An 18,693-nucleotide genomic window follows, 5' to 3' on the forward strand; every position below is an offset into this window, starting at 1 on the left:
GCCCAAATCTTCCGCGACGGCCTCCGCCAAGGCGCCGATCATCAGGCTATGGTGATAAGTCCCCGGCGCTTCGTTTTGCAGTTTGCGGAGCAGGGGGCTGGAAGGGTGACTCAACTCTCGGGTCCTGAGGATGGAAAGCGCTCCAAGGTATCCCTCGATCATGGGCAGCACGGCAATAACGAAAAACGTCGTCGCCAACTCGAAAATCAAAAACGACCCACACACGCGCCAGGTCTCGCCCAAAGGCCAACCCAAACCGAGCGAGGCCACGGTGATGGGAAATCCCTGAAAATAACGAATAAGTATCTTCGCGACCGCCAAGAAAATGGCCAGAAAGAATACTTTGTATCTCAGGTCCTCTCGGGAGACGACTTTGTGCAGAGCGTAAAAACCGGTCATGATGGCCACAAAACCTAAAATCAACAAAGACAACAAGCTGTAGATGGACAATTCCTCCAACAGAAACACCAACGACACCGTTTCCGCCAAACAGACATTGAAGGCGAGACGACGGGGTATGCAAAGGTAAGCGGCCGTTACCGAAGCCAAGAGTCCCGCTCCTATGACGTCCCAATGGGTGGCCATTGTCTCTCCTGCCCAGCCGACGATAAAGATGAAGACGATACAACTCCAGGTAGGACGATCCCTGGCTTCCCCTACGCCCGCGGAAATTTCGAGCCAAAAGGGTAAAGCCAACATCGAGAAGAACAGGATGATCAAGCGCTTCAAAGGGAAATTTTCCTCCATGTAGCCTTGGAGTCTCAATATGATGGCAACCTGGGGCGTAATCGTCTGACCTTGTTCGACAATGACGTCACCTACCTCCAGTTTGCGCTCCACCGGAGGAATCGAATTTTTCTCCACGTCACGCACCAGGGCCGTCAATTGAGGATCGACTTTATAACTGAGGTTGACGACCTCCTCCAACAGTTGATAGAGGAGGTTTTCCTCCGTCCTGGGTAAAGATAGTTTCTCGATCTCCGCCCACAACATCGCTCTGTCTTTAGTCTCTATTTTCATGTCTCCAGAGGTCAGAGCCTCGAAATAAGCCTCGCCGACGCTGTCCGCATAGGAGAACAACGCGTGCCGGCGGTCTTCTTTAAGACTGAAGAAAGCCCTCGCCAATTCGTCAGGGAACCCATTCACAGGAGAACTCCAGTCCCGAACATTTCGTAACTCGGCCAAACGTGTTTTCATACGCTCCGCCGCTCCGGCGTCTCGCACCAGAACTCCCACCACGGTTTCCCCGACCTTGCCCTTCAACGTGTTCGTGGTGACCGTATCCGTGTAACGTATGGGAGAAACCGCGCGATATGTTCGCGGCGATGGCTTATCCACTGTAAATCCATAACCGCTGGGCACGTAAAAATGCTGCGTCACCAGAATGGCTAGGGCCATACAAAAAAGCAACAAGGCGGAAACGGCGTAAGAGGTGTAAAATTCCCCTACGATCCGCATTCGCCTCGGCTTCTGTCCCAATCTGTCAGTTTTATGGTTTATTCTGCTCATAACGCTCATAGGCCTGCACCACTTTTTGAACGATTTCGTGCCGTACCACATCCGCGTGGGTCAGATCGAAAAAGTCAATACCCTTGATTCCCCGCAACACGGCCCGAACGTGGTTCAAACCCGATTCCTTACCGCTGGGCAGGTCAATCTGAGTCACATCCCCCGTAATTACGGCCTTCGATCCAAAGCCCAACCGGGTCAAAAACATCTTCATCTGCTCCGGCGTCGTGTTCTGTGCCTCGTCCAAAATAATAAAACTCTCGTTCAAAGTCCTACCTCTCATATAGGCCAAAGGGGCGATCTCGATGACTCCCTTGTCCACGTACCGCGCGAAACGTTCGGGGGAGAGTAGGTCGTAAAAAGCGTCGTAGAGGGGACGGACGTAAGGTTCAACCTTCTCCCGCAGGTCACCAGGAAGAAACCCCAGACTCTCTCCGGCCTCTACCGCTGGGCGCACGAGAACCACACGGGTCACCTCTCCTGATTTAAGCATCGACACCGCCTCGCAGACCGCCAAGTACGTCTTCCCCGTTCCCGCGGGGCCTATGGCGAAGAGAATATCGTTGTTTTTCATCGCCTTCACGTAAGCGCGTTGTCCCACGGTCTTTGCCCTGATCGGCTTGCCCTTGGCCGTGGCGCAGATAATATCCGAATACAGGGCCTCCAATTTGGGCTCATGCCCCTCCGCCAACGCGTCCATTGCGTACCTCACATCCGCGACATGTACTTCATAACCTTTGTCGGCCACCACGGAAAACTGGCGTATCAAGTCGCACACAATCCGTACTGGCTCTTTATCGGCTCCGCCCACCTGAATATTGCAACCACGAACGACTAAGTTGACGGGATAGCGCTCCTGTATGGCCTCCAAGTTTTCATCGTTGACGCCGGAGAGGCGCAGCATCGCGCTCTCTCCAGATATCTCGACGCTTTCGGACCAAGGGCTCGGCATATTCCGAACCGTCGTCACGCCTTCAGCCGTATTTTCATCCGATCCCATGTCACACGGGATAGGCGCTTTCAGCCACCAATTCGTTCAGCCCTATGTCCCTCTTGGTTGCCCGCGCGTATTTTTGGGGCAGGAAGTCTTTCGCCACTTGGGGGAACATAATCCAAGTCAAAGCGTCCTCCGGCTGCAACGCCCAGACGGCAGACGCTTTACGGGCCTCCTCCATCTCTGGCGCGATTTTTTCCCCTGGTCTACATGTAATGGGCGTTTCGTCTCCTATGGCCAATTTTTGAACCTCTGGATCTAGAGGCGCCGGGGCTGTGCCATAGTAGCCCAGGAAGTACTGCTTGACCTCTTTGGGAATGACCTTCCATCTCTGGCCCGTCAGAACGTTCAATGTGGCTTGGGTTCCCACGATCTGGCTGGTAGGGGTCACCAGGGGAGGATAACCCATAGCCTTACGCACGATGGGGATTTCCTGCATCACGTCCTCCAGCTTGTCGAGGGCGTTTTGCCCTTTGAGCTGGTTCACCAGGTTTGAGTACATGCCTCCTGGAATTTGGTAACGGAGAATATTGATGTCGACGCCACCGATGTCCGCAATCAGATTGCTGTACTTCTCCCGGAGTTTTTTGAAGTACTCCGCCACGGGAACGAGGTTTTCGAGCTTGATCCCCGTATCCAAAGGACCTCCCGCCAGAGCCGCCACCAACGATTCCGTAGGGGGCTGGCTCGTTCCCATAGAAAAGGGGGAAATAGCGGTGTCCACTATGGAGGCCCCCGCTTCGAGGCCGGCGTAATAAGCCATAGACGCCATTCCGCTGGTGTAGTGAGAGTGGAGCTGAATGGGGACGGAGGTCTTGGCCTTGATGGTTTTGACCAGGCTGACGCAGTCTACAGGGTTCAGCAAGCCCGCCATGTCCTTGATGGCGATGGAATCGGCGCCCATCTGGGTCATTTGATGAGCCAGTTCCGCGAAAGCATCCAACGTGTGGACGGGGGACAGGGTATAGGCGATGCACATCTGTAGGTGCGCGCCCTCTTTTTTCACCTGATCCGCCGCGATCTCCATGTTGCGCAGGTCGTTCAGGGCGTCGAAAATGCGGATGATATCCATTCCGTTCGCGACGGTGCGCTTGACGAACTCCCGCACGGCGTCGTCTGCGTAGTGGCGGTAACCCACCAAGTTCTGGCCCCGAAGGAGCATCTGAAGTTTCGTCTTCTTGATGTGTTTGCGGATAATCCGGAGCCGTTCCCAAGGGTCTTCGTCCAGGAAGCGCATACAACTGTCGAAGGTAGCTCCTCCCCACATTTCCATGGAGTAGTAGCCCACTTCGTCCATGATTTCCAGCACAGGAACCATGTCCTCCGTGCGCATACGGGTCGCAATCAGTGACTGATGGGCATCCCGCAACGCCGTCTCCATAATCATGGTGTTGCGCTTCGGCTGAGAATCCTCATTTTCCTTGGGTGCGGGGGATGTTTCGTGATGTTTCATTTTTTCTCTCGATTCCTTTGACATATTTTATTCCCCTCTCAATTGGCATGTTCTCGAACTTCGTTTTCCTTCGCTTTTTTCCAGAGCGCGTCCAGTTCTTCCAGCGAACAATCACTCAGTTGAAGTCCCTGGTTTTCCGTGTCTCGTTCCACCTTCTGGAACCGTTTCGCGAACTTGTCGCAGGCCCTGGCCAACGCGGCGTCTGGGTTGACGTTCAAATGCCTCGCCAAGTTCACCGTCATGAAAAGCACGTCTCCTAGCTCGTCTTCCATCGCGTCTTTGTCGTTTGCTTCGGTAGCCTGTCTCAGTTCATCCACTTCCTCGTCTAGCTTCGCAAAAAGCGGTTCTCTGTCATCTTTAGGCCAGTCAAAACCCACATGAGCCGCTTTGCCTTGCATCCGATGGGCCTTCAAAAGCGGAGGTAGCCCTTTTGGAACTCCCGCCAAGATGGACAGTTCCTCTTTTTTGTCTTTGCGCTCTTCTAATTTGATCCGCTCCCAGTTGCGAAGAACCTGTTCGCTGTTCATTTTTGCGTTCACGCCTTCTTCTTTTGCATTCACGCCTTCTTCCGCGTTCATGCCTTCTTCTTTCGCGTTCACGCCTTCTTTGGAAACGCCGAAAACATGGGGATGACGCCGGATCAATTTGTCGCGCAGAACGCGCGCCACGTCCTGAATGCCGAAAACTCCCGCCTCTTGGGTGATGGAGGCGACGAAAACGATCTGGAGCAAAAGGTCGCCCGCTTCCTCCAGCACTTTATCCATGCGCTCTTCCGTAATGGCGTCCGCCAGTTCGTAGGCTTCCTCGACAATATAGGCACGCAAGTCCGAAAGTTTTTGCTCCCTATCCCAAGGACATCCTCCCGGAGCTCTCAAACGCTCTATGATCGAAACAACCTCGTCAAAAAAATGGTGCTCTTCGCCGCGTTTCAAAATAAGAATCCACACCTCCGCGTGAGTTTACGAACACGACCGTGACGCGCGATCAGAGTATACGATCATGATGGATAATCATAGCATATGAGCGTCGTGCAGAAAAAAGCCAGAGAACTCAAAAAGACAAGAAGAGATCTTCTGACGCGTGTTATAATGCAACAAAGTTGGGCATTACTTTACTGCGGCTGTAAATTGTAAATATTCTCAGAGCGGGGGCATCCACTCTGAAACTTTTATTTTAAAGGAGAAGACTTAAGACCGGTTTCAGTCGGCTGTCTTTATCGATCTTAGAATCCCACAACTTTAGTCATGGAAGTGTGTCAATCTAAAAGAAGCCTGGACTTTGTTGGAGGACGTATTGGAGGACGTGTTGGAGGACATGAAAGACGGAGCCAGAGAATGGCGTTCGCAAAAGCTCGAAATCGCGTCTTTTCTCCGAGAAAAAGGAATAAGGGCAACACTGTTGCGACGAAAAGTTTTGGAAATTCTGATGGAAAAGGGAGAACCCCTTTCTCACATGGAGATTTTCGAGCAGCTTGCCCAAATGAAAAGCGTAGCGGATCGTGTTACCCTTTATCGGACTTTGGCGATTTTCGCGGATTTTCGCGTCGTCCATCAAGTTCTGGGAACGGACGGGACATTGCGGTTTTGTATGCACGATCCTCTTCATGTGGGTTGTCCAGGTAATCATCCTCATTTTTTATGCCGTGTGTGTGGACGCATGATCTGCCTCACAGACCAAGCGCTTCCTCGCGTCGAGGTTCCCGAGGGGACAGTGGTGGAAGGAAAACAGTTGTTGCTTTTCGGGCGCTGTTCTCGATGTCGGGAAAATTCTCGGGAAGACGGCCGAGAAGACTGAGCGATTCATGTCCCCCTTTTTTCTCATTCCCCTTTCCCTCACCTTAAAAGTTGCAGGCAGCGCCACTGTCGTGGCGCTTTTATTGGCCGTCCCCTTCGCGTTTGCCGTCTCCAAGCGACGCATTCCCTTCAAAAAGGGAATTGATTCCTTATGCACTTTGCCGATGGTCCTGCCTCCGACGGTAGTAGGATATTACCTTCTGCTCTTATTCGGGCGCAACGGTCCCTTGGGACGGCCGTTGGGTACTTTGGGCATTCGACTCGTGTTCACTTGGCAGGGAGCGGCCGTCGCTGCGGCAGTGGCCGCTTTTCCCTTGATCTACCGCTCCGCTCGTGCTGCCTTCGAGGGGGTCAATCCCCAGATTGAGGAAGCCGCGCGCGATTTGGGGGCCTCCGAGTTCCAGGTTTTCTGGCACGTTTCTTTGCCGCTGGCTAACCGAGGTATTGTTGCGGGGTGTATGCTGGCCTTTGCCCGGGCGATGGGCGAGTTCGGAGCGACCATGATGCTCGCCGGCAACCTGCCCGGCAAGACCCAGACCCTTTCCCTGGCTATCTACACGGCGACCCAAGCGGGCAACAGCGCGGGGGCCATCCAATTGACCCTTTTCACCTCGGTGGTTTGCGTGGCGCTTCTGTGGGGCGCGGAGCGTCTGTTGAAGGCGTGAAAGCATGAAGATATAAAAGTGTGAAAGCGCTGCTATAACCTCCGGCTTTCCGTATTCTTTCCCGTATTCTTTCGACGCGTTCAAAACATGCGTTTTTTCCAGAGCCAATAGGCGGCGATCCCGCTGAGCCCCACGGCCAGCGCCATGACCCCCATAAACCCATACCGCGTCTCGCCCCAGGGAACCCCCACGTTCATGCCCCAGAAGCTGGAGACGACCGTGGGAATCGAGATGATGATCGTCATCGAGGCCAAAAACTTCATCACAATGTTCAAGTTGTTCGAGATGATCGAGGCAAAAGCGTCCATCATGCCCCCCAGAACATCGCTGTAGACCCGCACCATATCGTAGGCTTGATCGTATTCCACGATGACGTCCTCCAACAGGTCTTCGTCCTCCTCCCGCATTTTGACCAGCTTCTGGAACTGAACGTTGTGCAGAGTCCGCACCAGCTTATCCACAGCTACTCGGTTACTTCGCAGAGCGCCTGTGAAAAAGATCATGCCTTTCTCCAGATCCATGAGCTTGAAAAGCTCCTCATTTTTCATCGATTGGCGAAGAGCGTTCTCGATGCGGTCGGACATGCGGTTTATTTCGTTGATGTATTGGAGATAGGTCGCCGCCGTTTTGTAGAGGATTTGCAGGAGAAACTGGGTGCGCTTCCATGTACAGAAGCCGCTGATACCACCCTTCGGTCCGGGTAGAACGCTGTTCTCCTCCAGGCAAACCGTAATGAAAATGTCACTCGTGACGACGATGCCCAAGGGCAATGTGTCGAAGCCGAAACCTTGGGGATGTTTCGGGATGTTGATGACCAAAAGCATACAGGCGGTGTGTCCACTGTCTTCATCTGCCTCCTCGAAGTCGATGCGGCTGGACTCCTCCACGTCCGTGGCGGCCGTCAGAAAGTCCAGAGGAACGGAGGTCAATCGGGCGATGTCCTCCAGCTCCTGCCGTGTGGGTGCGATAGTATTGATCCAACTTCCCGGCCGCAAGTTATCCAGCGTTAGTTCCTCGTGTCCTGAAATTTTACTGTGTATACGCGTTCTCAGTACCGAAATCAAAGCAACTCCCCCCTGTCGCGCTCTGGGACAAAAATCCGTGTCTCACAGAGTCATTCCACACAGCTTTCGGTATTCTACACAAATTCTCTGGGGTTCTCCAGACCTGAAATTCTCCAATCCAATTTTTTACAATCCCACGACTTTAGTCGTGGGAGTATGTCAAGGGGGCATCTTGCTCGTTCGCGCTCTACCGCGCTGAGAAACGATCACATAGTGCTCGGCCCGTCCTCGGCTCACTTTGAGCGTGGCCGTCGGTACCAACGTATTCCATTGAGGCGAATAAAGGCTCTCGACAACGCTGCCCTGGTATCGTATAAACTGGCACTGATAGAGCGAATTGTATTTTTCCTCTCGCAAAGGGTTTTGCCACATGGCCTTTACGGTATCGCTCGCGCGGTCGAAAGGGCAGGATAACCCAAAAGGACGACCCGATCGATTGGATAGAGTAAAACGATTGGTAATCCATCGGGCTAGCGCTTGCGCTTCTTTCTCCACAAAAACCTTGTCGTCCTGAAACGCGTGCCGGACCATCCAAAGGGAACTCGCGGAAAAAGTCAAGAGGAGCATAGCAAACAAAATCTCCACCAGCGAAAAAGCTCTGGTGGAGGCATTTTTACGAAAGAAACGAAAGCGTTTCCCGGTAATAGCCCCGATCGTTGCCACAGTCATACTCTCAACTCACGGCCTCGATTCCCAAATCGAACACTTTAAGGTTTGCCTCCAGATATTTAGGTGGAGAGAGTTCCTTTAAAGCCGCCACCACCAAATCCTTCTCGAACCCCTCGATTTTCATCCCACTGGCCGTGCCCAAAATCAGCACATTCAGGAAAAGGGTGTTCCCGTCCATGTGCTGGTTCAGGATATCGTATCCTGGGAAACGACAGGTCACGATCTCCCTGTCGGTCAGGTATTTCTTCAGGGACTCATTCTGAAAAGCCTGGGGGGAGCTAGTGTTGACCAAAAACGTTCCGCCTTTCCTCAAAAAGGACAAATTACGTATGCCTTCGCTTTGGTCGAAGGCCATCACCACGTCGGCGTTGCCCTCCGTGACCAAAGGGCCCTTGTAGTTCCCCACCTTGAAATGGCTGATAACTGAGCCGCCCCGTTGGGCCATACCATGCACTTCGCTGCCGATGGCGGAAAGCCCTTTGCCGATGGCGATTTTGCCCAGTACCTTGCTGGTGAAAAGAATCCCCTGTCCGCCTATCCCCACAATAATATATTGCATGTCAACGCACCTACCTGATAAAGAAAGTGTAGCCGCTCAAGCCGCGCCGCTCAGCGGTTTCGCCGGCCGTTTAATGATGGCTCCATGAGGGCATACGGCCTCGCAGACACCGCAGGATACGCAGTAACGCGGGTCGATGGAGGTTTTTTTCACCTTTTCGCCGAAGGACAGCCCTGGGCAACCGAAGTAGTCGATACAATAACGGCAACCGACGCACTGGTCCTCCCGCACTGTCACCGGGACGATGTTTTGAGGAACGTGAAGCAGCATACAAGGATGCTTGTAGATGACGAGAGCCGGTATTTTGTTTGCCTTCGCGTGTTCCCAAGCTCTCTTGACGGCATCCACTCCCGCGGTCACGTCATAGGAAGCCACGGTCTCCACGAAGGTCACGCCGCAACCTCGGACCACGGCCTCGATGTCCAGAGTTCGGCCAGGGTCATTTTTTCGGAGTTTCTTCCCTATTCCGGGGTGGGACTGACCTCCCGTCATAGCGGTGACACTATTGTCCAAGACACAAAGCACGAAGGCATGTTTGTTGTAAACGGCGGAAAGCAGACCGGCGATCCCCATGTGGAAGAAAGTCGAATCTCCAATAGTCGCGACGACGGGGCGCTCTTGCCCAGCGGCTTTATGCCCCAGGTAAAAGCCCGATGACATAGTGACGGAGCCGCCCATGCATAAGCTCGAATCCAGTCCCTTCTGATTGATGCCTAATGTGTAACATCCGATGTCCGAGGGGTTGATGGCGTTGGGTATGGCCTTGCGGATGGAGAAAAAACTGCCGCGGTGAGGACAGCCCGCGCAAAGTTGAGGCTTGCGCGGGGTCAGGTTCAGCTCGTTTATGACGGTGGAGAGCGCGGAAGAGCCCGAAGAAGAATCCAAAAAAGAATCCGGCTTCGAGATCATCTCTCCCAGCTGGGAAAGGACAATTTCTTCGATAACTTCGGGCAGCAGTTCTCCCGCGCTGGGAACCACGTCGTTCCAACGCCCGTTCACCTTGCCTCGGTCCAAAAGCTGCGTCTCGATGACGGGATAGGTTTCCTCCAAAACGAGGACCTTTTCGTGGCGCGCGATAAAGTTCTCCGTCATTCGACAAGGCAAGGGATAGGGCGTGCCGATTTTCAGCACTGAGATGTCGTCGCGTCCCCATTCCCCTATAAGGTCACAGAGCATGGCAAACGAAACCCCACCGGCGATGATCCCCAGCTTGGGCTTTCCCTTTGCGGGCAGCTCGTAGTTGTACTCACGCCAGTCTATCTCGAACTCCTCGCGGATTTTCGCGATTCTGGCATTGTGTTGGGGAGACGCGACGCGAACGAGAGCGGGGAGCTGTGTCCAACGGTTGGGATCCCGATCAAATTTGACGGGTCTGTCAAAGACGCCGGGTCTCAGGCGATCCAGTACGTCCACGGTTTGGCGGCAATGGGCTACGCGCGTTGTCGGGCGCAACATGACGATGATGTTGTGTTTTTCCGAAAGCGCGTAGGCATCCTCCACCATGGCGGCGGCTTCGGCGGCGTCCGAGGGATCTAGGCAGGGCGTTTTGGCGAACATGGAGAAAAAGCGGCTGTCTTGCTCGGTCTGAGAGCTGTGAGGACCCGGATCGTCGGCGGAGATCAGGAGCATTCCTCCTTTGAGTCGCAAGAGCGCTCCGCTCATAAAGGGATCGGCGGCAACGTTCAATCCCACCTGCTTCATTGCGGCGCAAGCGCGCGCGCCTGTATAGGTCGCGGCCAAGGCCATTTCAAAGGCCACTTTTTCATTGGCGCCCCATTCTACCACCGTCGGCGCGTTGAGCCTATCCACGCAGGAAGCTATCGCGGGAAGGATTTCCGACGATGGAGTCCCTGGATAAGCGGTCGCGACCAGACAGCCGGCGGCGACGACCGCCTGGGCGATGGCCTCGTTACCCAGGAGCAAAGCTGTTTTACGAAAGTCGTTCTTATCCGAAATTTCCCCCATATTTCCGCTTAAACCCCTTTCGTTCATTATTATGACTCCTCTCCGTCATAGATCTTCTATACCTGATCTTCTATACCTTTATTTTCTCGGAGCGTCCGTCAATACGATAGGTGAGTATTAGGGATTTTCAGAAAATATTGATTGATCCATAACTGAAACAGCAACTGAAACAGCGCATTGGACTGGAGAACACGAAGAACGTCGTCGAGAACACCCGACAGACTTTGAGATCGATGATGGGGCGCGCATCAGACGTTGAAGCGGATCTCGATCATATCGCCGTCTTTGACGAGATATTCCTTACCCTCGAGACGTAACACCCCTTTGTCGCGGCAGGCGGCCAAGGCGGCTCCCGCCGCAATGAAATCCTCGTAAGCGACGACCTGGGCCCGGATGAAACCTCGCGCCAAGTCGGAGTGGATGGTGCCCGCCGCGTCCACCGCGTTATCCCCCTGATGAAGGGTCCAGGCCCGAACCTCGTCCTTGCCGCTGGTGAAAAAGGAGATCAAGCCCAAAAGCCGATAAGCCTCGTGGATCAGGCGGTCACGCCCCATCTCTTGAAGGGGAGCCGAGCCTCCGAAAAGATCTTCCATGAACTCCACCTGTTCCGCAGGTTCGAGCTGGGCCAAGTCCATCTCCAAAGAGCCGAAAACCCGAACCGGGGGGAGCGTCGCCGTCTTTCCCCGTAGGAACGCCTCCAGAGGTTCGGCCTGGGAAAGAGGGCCCGTTTGGCTTTCGTCCAAGTTCAAGACCACCAACTCCGGTTTCAAAGTCAAAAAAGCGAAACCCGTTAGACTTTTTTTCTCCTCCTCGGTCAAAGAATATTCTCGGAGGGGTCGTTCTTCCATTAGATGGTTCTCCAGTTTCTTTAGAAAATCCACCTCCGCTGACTCCTCATGACTGTTTTTTTTCTTGGCAGAAAGCCGCGAAAGGCGGTTCTCGATAACGCCCAGGTCGCGGTAGATCAACTCCATCTCCACGATCCGCCAGTCGCGCAGCGGATCAATGTCGCCTTCTGGATGAGGAACATCCGGGTTCTCAAAAAGTCGCACCACGTGCAACAGCGCGTCCGACTCCGAAACGAAGGAAAGAAAGGAGTTGCCGAGCCCTGCGCCCTTGCTGGCATCCCGTGACAGCCCCGCCAAATCCACAAACTCAACTACAGCAGGGGTCGTCTTTCTGGGCTCGAAAATCTCCGCTAACTTATCGAATCGAGCGTCCGGTACGCTGACCAGCGCTCGATTGGGCTCCATTTTGCCACTGGCGTAGGGTTTCACCTCCGCGCCGGCCTTGGTGATAACGTTAAACACCGTAGACTTCCCGCAAAGAGGTAAGCCAACTATTCCACACTTTAACAATTGAACTCCTCCTGGAAACGTGACATCATGCCTGACATCATGCCTGACATCATGATTATGATTGTACAGCGGCGGCGTCTTTCGCGAAATTCTGACTCACTCGTCGATAGACAAAACAGAAAAAAGCAAACGCTACAAAGCTACCGCAAAAAGCGGCGAAGGACTGGAACCACCAAATATTGGCAAAATCGAAATACGTGACGAAAATCCAGGCCGCGGTCACACGGAAGACGATGCTACGCAAAAGTTGCGTGATCGTTCCGAAAATGGAGTATCCCGTTCCAACGAAAAATCCGCAGGCAAGCGTGACCAGAGTGCCGAACGGATAGGCGGGCACGGACGCGCGTATGGCTCGGGTCGCCATAGCCTCGATTTCGGGCAAGGGCTTGAAAAGACTCAGAAACACCCAGGGATAACAATAAATCACAACTCCCATGGAGCACATCAAGGTGAACGCCAGAAAATACGCGGCCTTAAAGCCGTCGAGCATCCGCCTGGAGTCCCGTTTACCGTAGTTGAAGGCGATATAGGGAATCAACGCGGCGTTGATCCCGGAGACAAAGTTGAAGGCCAGCTCCTCCACCCGCAGTCCCAACATCCAGGAAGCCACGGCGCGGTGCCCAAAGGTCGAGAGAATCCTGTTGACGCTGCCCATGCCTAGAGCGATACTGGCCGTTGTTAAGGCTACGGGGATCCCGATCCATAGGATATTTTTCCAGTAGACTGTCAATTGCTCGCGGGGAAAAAGCCACGGGGAAACCTGGATGGAACTGTTTATCCTCATTTGGTATATCAAGTAGACGGACGAGGCGATGCGCGATATCCAGGTCGCGATGGCCGCCCCAGGAATACCCCAGCCGAAGGTAAAGATGAAAAGAGGGTCTAAAACGATGTTGATCGTATTGGCTAGGGCGATAGCCTTGAAAGGGGTCAACGTGTCTCCTTGAGCACGAAACACGGTGTTAACCACATAGGTGAAGCCCATAAAGGGCAACATTATCGGCACCCACATGTTGTAAAGCCAACAGAGACGAAGCAAATAATCGCCTCCGGCCTCTCGAGCTCCGATACTGGCGAAGAGCACGTTGGAGACCCCTGGGATCACCAAGGGTATAGAAAGAACGCACACAACGTAAAGCAGAGCCAATGCGCTACGGGCCACGTGCTGGGCTGCGGGCAAATTTCCTCGACCCAGGTTGCGTCCCATCAGCGCGGCGGCCCCTCCCACCACACATTCCAGCGTGGCGAAAACGCATTGATTGACCGGCCCCGTAAAGGACATAGCCGCCATGGGAAATTCTCCCAGCCACGAGACGAAAATCGTATCCACCAGATGTAATAGGCTATTGAAAACGAAAAGCCCCATCGATGGAATCGCTAACTTCAAAATCGCCCTCGCGGACGAGTCGTTTCCCAAGTCGACATGGCCGTCGAAAAGCTCGCCCAACATTCCCATTTTCTTCGATATTTCGCTCATTGCCGCGCCCACAAAAATGCCCCCTCTTTAACTTCTACTAAGCAGTATAGTCCGAATACGCAACTTGGCAAGTTTCCATTAAGTTTCCATATATATTATTGAATATTGAAGCTCAGGGGGGACGGAGCCCATGCGACTGCTTCACAGTTCTCATCGGCTTCTCTGGAACCTCTTTTCACGATCTATTTTTCGTGATCTATTTCGTGATCTATTTTTCGTGATCCATAGAGAAGGCCCCGCTATTTTCGCTTATAGTTAAACCCACAAAAACGCGCCCTTCTTGACTCCCATTAAGCGGTATAATCCGAATACACGACGTCGGTATTTAAGCGAAGAAAAAGTGAAAAGTGAAAAGTGAAGAGTGACGAGAGAGGAGAGAGAAGAGGCATGAACAAGAAGAGTGCCGTTTTAGGGATTTTGATGCTTGTTTTCAACTTGCATGACGCCTCCACCGCAGAGGCGAAAGACGTTCTGATTGTTATTGATCGTCGTGACGCCACAACAATGGATCCCATCGCTTACGAGGATTCCGCCAGCCAACGAGCCTGCCGCTCGCTCTATGATACCCTCATCTATTTAGATCCCTTGGACGGGCGGATCTTGCCTGGGCTTGCCGAATCGTGGGAACCACTGTCCGATAGGGAATATAAATTCAACCTTCGCAAAGGCGTCAAATTTCACAACGGAGACGAAATGACGGCTGAAGATGTTCGGTATTCTATCCTGCGGACGAAGGCGACTCCCAATTTGCGCACCGCGGCTTACTCTCAAAACATCCAAGATGTCCAAGCGGTGGACGACTATACCGTTATCCTACGCCTCGAGAACGTGGATTATTCTTTTTTTTCTTCCCTGTCCCAGAGTTGGAGCGCCATTGTCAGCAAGAAAGCTGTGGAGGAAGCCGGAGACGCCTTCGCCGTAAATCCTGTGGGAACGGGCCCCTTCAAGCTCGTGAGCTGGCAGAAGGGTTACAAGTACGTGCTGGAGCGCTTCGAGGAGTATTGGGGACCCAAGGCTAAGTTCCGGACCCTGGAGGTCCGCTCTGTACCGGAACCGTCCAACCGAATGAAAGAATTGAGTCTGGGCGAGGCGGACATTGTTTTCCCCCTCACCAGAGAGGATATGAAGCGAGTCGAGAGAAACTGGAATTTGGTTCTGCACCGTAAACCTCAAACTTCTATTCTTTATCTGGGGTTCAACTGCGCGAAGAAACCCTTCGATGACGTCCGTGTTCGCCGCGCCATTTCCGCGGCGTTGGACGTGGAAGGGATTCAGGCGGCCATATGGAACGGTGTGGGGGAGACGCCTCGGTCGCTGATTTCCTCGGCGATACGGTACTCCATTGATTCCGAGCTAAAACCTCATATGCAGGACGTGGAACTGGCAAAAAAACTTTTGGCTGAGGCGGGAGTGCGGAACCTCAAACTGGAGATCTGGACCAGCGAGCGCAGGGAAAGCATCGGTATGGCGACGATCATCCAATCGCAAATCCGAGAAGTGGGCATCGCCGCCGAAATCAGGGTTCTGGAGCGGAGCGCGTATCTGAAAGGACTCAAGGCCCAAAGTCATGACCTGTACCTTCTGTGCTGGACCCCTCCTGTGCCCGACCCCAATTTTGCGGTGTCCGAGCTGCTAGAAACGGGCGCGAACTCCAACTATACTTTTTTCAGCGACAAAAAACTGGACGAGCTTTTGAACAAAGGGCGTAGTGTTCCTGATGGTGAAGAGCGCGCTGCGATCTACAGAGAGATACAGCTTTACATCAATGAGCAAAGCCCCATGATCTACCTACAAAGCGGTGAGTCTCTTCTTGGAGCGCAAAAATACGTGAAGGGCATTCAAGCCAGCTCCAGCAACGCCCATTCTTTTCGAGAAATTTATTTTGAATGAAAAAAAATCTCTTAACATATTAACATAGCCTGGGACACTGGGACATAGACGGCTCGCTGACAGGGCAACAGCATTTACTCTCGAATCCTTGATATCACTGGCCTCATATGCTACGCAAAAATACCTATTCGAATATACGCATTCGAATATACGAAGGTAGTGATTGGAATGCTTGACGAAAAGTAAATGCTGTTGCCCTGGCTCGCTGATATTTGAGCTTGACAATGTTTTATCCCTCATGATAGTATAATTAAGATTCGAGCGTTGAAAAGGGGCTGTAGCGCAGTTGGGAGCGCGCTTCCTTCGCACGGAAGAGGTAGGGAGTTCGAATCTCCTCAGCTCCACCAAGAAATAACAAGGGTTTACGCAGATGAGCGTAAGCCCTTTTTCTTTTATTTATAACATCTTTATAACAAATCTCAAATTCTTGCGCTTAAGCAAAAAAACCTAAGCAAAAAAAGGAAGGAGAGCTTTCGCCCTCCCTCGATCAACCGTTTTCCTCTAGCCTGCTTTTGGGGTCGCGGGTCCAAATCTCGTAGTTCCGCTCCAAGCAATAAAAATGCTCTCTCTTATCTTTCCGTCACCTTCGCCACGAGCCATCCAATCACCCCGGTCGCCGCCACCCATGCGCCTCCCTTTACCCACGTGGCAATACTTCGGTCAATGTAATGTAATGCGAGGTCGGTTCGTCTTCTTCTAAATGCTTTTCGATCTTTGCCATGATAACGTCATACGCCACACCTTTGTGTTCTAAATCGTTGAGACGCTGACCATACTGGTTGAGCACCCTTTGCGTTTCTGGAACGGTAGCAACGCTTTTCAGGATCTCCTTCACGTCTTTGCGTGTCTCCTTCGCGTCTTGGCGTGTCTCTTTCATTGAGGTCTCTATTCCCGTGACGCGGCCTTTTATTTCTCCCAACTCCTGCTTGACATCCAAAATCACGCCATCACCACTCCACGGAGATAAATTACCCGCTCACCTACCTATTCCATCGTCTATATACTTCGCGTATAAGGCGTTCAACATCCCAATATCAGCGCGTTGCAAAGTCTTGATCGTGTGGATCTCATCGGTAGCGAGGTACGGCCGGATGCTCGGTATATCGCCTTGCAACCCACGCGTCTCTTTAAACTGTTTCGCGAACATGCCGAGAACGATACGGTTGATCATGTCGGTCTCGTTCGAAAAGTGGTAGGTCTTCGGCTCCGGGTGCGCCAGCATGACGGCCTCAGTGAAAGCCGGGTGTTCGAGCTTCGCGGCATGGAGCGCATTGATGAAGGCTTCCACCAGATTGAAGCGCTCGATGTAGGCGATTTTGAATGCCGCCGCTTTCTTGTCGGTGAAGCCCATCGCGATATACGAGAATCCGTCTTTCGTCAAAAGGAACTCAGGATAAAATTTGCCTCGATCTTTGTACTGAGATTCAATGAAATTGGCGGCTGAAGACTCTACGCTTGAATGGACGGCAAAAAAGAGCGCAAACGCGACAACCCAAAAGATCCTTTTTTCAAACTTCACAGACTTTCACTCCTTTAACGATGCCTTACGGGTGTTCTGCCGGTAGCATCACTTCGTGAAAAATTGCCAAGCGTAGACCATTTGGGCATTCTCAGCGTACGCGTCCTCGTACTCGAAATCGACGCGAACAAAGTTTATTCTCTTTTCCTCGATCGGGGAGGAGAAGGTGAGATTCCCTTCCATTACTATTCCATCGGTGAATACCTGATCAATCGCCTCATTATGAAAATACTTGCCGTCATCTGTGCGAACAAAAATTTTGAGGATTTTTGTGGGTTGGCTCGATTTCTGTTTCACCAGCGCTTTAGTGGAAACAGAGGGGTCTACGAAACGCCACTTGAGCCCCGTGACGCTCGAGCCTTCTGCGGTCCATTCCACATAGGGCACGCATTTATCGGCCAACTGCTTTTGTGCTGTACGAATTCTGGGGAATGTGCCCGTCGTTTTCGTTTCTCCAAGCGAGATAGAAAATGAAGTTCCGGAAAACGCCGTTTCTGCTCCTTTGTAAAATTCGGCATGGTTGTCTTTTCCATCGACCAGACAGTAAAAGTTATTATCGTGGTGGTGAGCCAAGGTAAATTCCTTCGCTTTCGAAAATTGAGACTGCCCAACGTATTTCGTGCTCTTGTAATAATTCACCGTAGCTGCTCCACTGGGAGCAAGAGTCAACATTCCTTTTTGCACTTCTTTTACTTCAGGGTCTACCTCAAGGTAAAGATAGCGAAAGGTCGTTGCTTTCATGCCCTTTGCCGTGGGTTTGTAGTCTGTTTTGCCGCCGGTTATATACGCAGTCGTCGTGTGCCGCACGTATAAATAGGGCAACTCCGCCGCCCATCCATCACCTCTGAAAAATATCCCGAATGTCGTTGTACAAAAAAACAGCATCAACGCTCTAAAAACAAGCTTCTTCTTCATCACAAAAACCTCCCTCTGTATAATGCGGCGCTAATATTCAAGAAGATTATAACGGCACTCAATCCAGAGGCAACGTCCCAGCATTGTCTGTCGATTTTTCTGTCTTAATTTTCCTAGATTATTCGTCATATCTGCTTGGCGTGGGCACTGTGAAATTTATCGTTTCTCCACGCAACCCGCGCCAATTACAACTTTCATGCGGTTCAGTTCTTCGTTCATGAACGTCATCGGCACAACGGATTTGTAATTGTTCAAGCTCAGGGGGCGGAGCCTATCGGTGAGGAACTATCGGAAGTCGAAAAAGGAGCGCTGTGGATTATTCTCAATAAGATCGCTTATAATGTTTGGATAGTAGAAGACTAACACAATATCCGGCACATTTTGATCGACAAATGACCGTATACTTCCGGTAAAGCTTCTGAGATCTAAAGTTATTAAGTCTTTGATGCCTAAAATCAAAAAAGGCGCTACTACACAGTTAAAAGAGTCCCGTATTATCAGTATCTTTTTGGGAGACTTTAATTGATTGTTATGCATAAAAACAACAGCATCATCCCCCCAAGAGTACAGACTGTAAAGAGAACTATCATAAACGTTTTTTTCTTGCATTGCATATTCCCGCAGCTTTTCATTATACTTATACGTTATTTGAAAATCGCCACATTTATCGAGTTTTCGAGATGGAATACGAATAGTGAGATCCGTCTCAAATTTAGGGAAAATAAAACTAATTGATTCTGGAGTAGCCACAGCTAGAGACGCTCTTTTGCCAATAGACCCTAAAAAGCCATCTTGAAAATAATACTCGTAATGTTTAGGATCATATAAAGACTTATCAATATTGAAATCGAATGAAGCGTTTA

The 18,693-nt window shown here is 51.9% G+C and carries 17 protein-coding genes and 1 tRNA gene; 4 read left to right on the plus strand and 14 right to left on the minus strand.

Annotated features, from left to right (window positions below):
* From LBJ36_07510 to mazG, 4 genes are all read right to left on the minus strand, one after another.
* The coding region (locus LBJ36_07510) for a hypothetical protein (protein ID MDR1378884.1) at nt 1–1,458 on the minus strand (1,458 nt) is incomplete at its 3' end.
* 31 nt (nt 1,459–1,489) lie between these two features.
* Nucleotides 1,490–2,509 (minus strand): PhoH family protein, encoded by a 1,020-nt coding sequence (locus LBJ36_07515; GenBank protein MDR1378885.1) that lies wholly within the window; start codon nt 2,507–2,509, stop codon nt 1,490–1,492.
* A gap of 1 nt (nt 2,510) precedes the next feature.
* Nucleotides 2,511–3,890, minus strand: a complete 1,380-nt coding sequence (locus LBJ36_07520; protein ID MDR1378886.1) for a pyruvate carboxylase subunit B — start codon at nt 3,888–3,890, stop codon at nt 2,511–2,513.
* Nucleotides 3,891–3,994: 104 nt separating this feature from the next.
* Complete coding sequence (mazG, locus tag LBJ36_07525; protein MDR1378887.1) at nt 3,995–4,888, minus strand: nucleoside triphosphate pyrophosphohydrolase; 894 nt, start codon at nt 4,886–4,888, stop codon at nt 3,995–3,997.
* Between the two features lie 349 nt (nt 4,889–5,237).
* Here mazG and LBJ36_07530 point away from each other — a divergent pair, with 349 nt between their 5' ends.
* Both LBJ36_07530 and modB read left to right on the plus strand, forming a co-directional pair.
* The gene (locus LBJ36_07530; GenBank protein ID MDR1378888.1) at nt 5,238–5,750 is read left to right on the plus strand and encodes a transcriptional repressor; all 513 of its coding nucleotides are present in this window, start codon (nt 5,238–5,240) and stop codon (nt 5,748–5,750) included.
* Nucleotides 5,751–5,757: 7 nt separating this feature from the next.
* Nucleotides 5,758–6,414, plus strand: a complete 657-nt coding sequence (gene modB / locus LBJ36_07535) for a molybdate ABC transporter permease subunit (protein MDR1378889.1) — start codon at nt 5,758–5,760, stop codon at nt 6,412–6,414.
* Nucleotides 6,415–6,494: 80 nt separating this feature from the next.
* On the opposite strand, the gene LBJ36_07540 is transcribed toward modB, so the two are convergent.
* From LBJ36_07540 to LBJ36_07565, 6 genes are all read right to left on the minus strand, one after another.
* Nucleotides 6,495–7,478 (minus strand): magnesium transporter CorA family protein, encoded by a 984-nt coding sequence (locus LBJ36_07540; protein ID MDR1378890.1) that lies wholly within the window; start codon nt 7,476–7,478, stop codon nt 6,495–6,497.
* A gap of 159 nt (nt 7,479–7,637) precedes the next feature.
* A complete protein-coding gene (locus LBJ36_07545) occupies nt 7,638–8,147 on the minus strand; it encodes a hypothetical protein (protein ID MDR1378891.1) in 510 nt (169 codons plus the stop codon).
* 4 nt (nt 8,148–8,151) lie between these two features.
* Nucleotides 8,152–8,706: a 2-oxoacid:acceptor oxidoreductase family protein gene (locus LBJ36_07550; protein MDR1378892.1), complete on the minus strand. Its 555-nt coding sequence runs from the start codon at nt 8,704–8,706 to the stop codon at nt 8,152–8,154.
* A 36-nt stretch (nt 8,707–8,742) separates the two neighbouring features.
* Complete coding sequence (locus LBJ36_07555) at nt 8,743–10,698, minus strand: indolepyruvate ferredoxin oxidoreductase subunit alpha (GenBank protein ID MDR1378893.1); 1,956 nt, start codon at nt 10,696–10,698, stop codon at nt 8,743–8,745.
* A gap of 221 nt (nt 10,699–10,919) precedes the next feature.
* Complete coding sequence (ychF, locus tag LBJ36_07560) at nt 10,920–12,029, minus strand: redox-regulated ATPase YchF (GenBank protein ID MDR1378894.1); 1,110 nt, start codon at nt 12,027–12,029, stop codon at nt 10,920–10,922.
* A gap of 55 nt (nt 12,030–12,084) precedes the next feature.
* Nucleotides 12,085–13,518: an MATE family efflux transporter gene (locus LBJ36_07565; GenBank protein MDR1378895.1), complete on the minus strand. Its 1,434-nt coding sequence runs from the start codon at nt 13,516–13,518 to the stop codon at nt 12,085–12,087.
* Between the two features lie 375 nt (nt 13,519–13,893).
* Here LBJ36_07565 and LBJ36_07570 point away from each other — a divergent pair, with 375 nt between their 5' ends.
* Both LBJ36_07570 and LBJ36_07575 read left to right on the plus strand, forming a co-directional pair.
* Nucleotides 13,894–15,396 carry an ABC transporter substrate-binding protein gene (locus tag LBJ36_07570; protein MDR1378896.1) on the plus strand — a complete coding sequence of 501 codons (1,503 nt, stop codon included), beginning with the start codon at nt 13,894–13,896 and terminating at the stop codon, nt 15,394–15,396.
* 271 nt (nt 15,397–15,667) lie between these two features.
* Nucleotides 15,668–15,743 (plus strand) — tRNA-Ala (locus LBJ36_07575).
* Between the two features lie 290 nt (nt 15,744–16,033).
* Here the strand turns inward: LBJ36_07575 and LBJ36_07580 are convergent.
* The 4 genes from LBJ36_07580 to LBJ36_07595 all read right to left on the minus strand — a co-directional run.
* Nucleotides 16,034–16,339: a hypothetical protein gene (locus LBJ36_07580; protein MDR1378897.1), complete on the minus strand. Its 306-nt coding sequence runs from the start codon at nt 16,337–16,339 to the stop codon at nt 16,034–16,036.
* A gap of 33 nt (nt 16,340–16,372) precedes the next feature.
* Nucleotides 16,373–16,915: a Rha family transcriptional regulator gene (locus tag LBJ36_07585; protein ID MDR1378898.1), complete on the minus strand. Its 543-nt coding sequence runs from the start codon at nt 16,913–16,915 to the stop codon at nt 16,373–16,375.
* Between the two features lie 48 nt (nt 16,916–16,963).
* Nucleotides 16,964–17,830, minus strand: a complete 867-nt coding sequence (locus LBJ36_07590) for a hypothetical protein (protein ID MDR1378899.1) — start codon at nt 17,828–17,830, stop codon at nt 16,964–16,966.
* A 285-nt stretch (nt 17,831–18,115) separates the two neighbouring features.
* On the minus strand, nt 18,116–18,693 hold a 578-nt coding region (locus LBJ36_07595), incomplete at its 5' end, for a hypothetical protein (protein ID MDR1378900.1).

It is taken from the genome of Synergistaceae bacterium (genome assembly GCA_031267575.1).
GTDB lineage: Bacteria > Synergistota > Synergistia > Synergistales > Aminobacteriaceae > JAIRYN01.